The sequence below is a fragment of the Cohnella baijiui genome, from assembly GCF_020731285.1.
Classification (GTDB): domain Bacteria; phylum Bacillota; class Bacilli; order Paenibacillales; family Paenibacillaceae; genus Cohnella.
In genome coordinates, this window is record NZ_JAJFOW010000527.1 from 1 (window position 1) to 209 (window position 209).

Below are 209 nucleotides of genomic sequence, written 5' to 3' on the forward strand. Positions count from 1 at the left end.
GTGGAGCGGGCAGAAATTAATTCCCGAACCCAGTGCACAACGTTCTGCTTCATCCAGTCCACGACCTAAAAATAATGAGTATCAAGCATCAATGGATTGGACGTTATTTGTACCGGATAAGGAAAATCGAAGTGAGGGAGCCGCCGCTTCTATGTCTCAGGAGTGGAGAACGCAGGCAGCGCAACCACCGCAAACAGCTTCTGTACGTG

The 209-nt window shown here is 49.8% G+C and carries 1 protein-coding gene; it reads left to right on the forward strand.

The features are described 5' to 3' along the window. Positions 1–209 (forward strand): hypothetical protein (locus LKX83_RS33665; protein ID WP_227887669.1); only part of this gene is annotated, 209 nt, incomplete at both ends.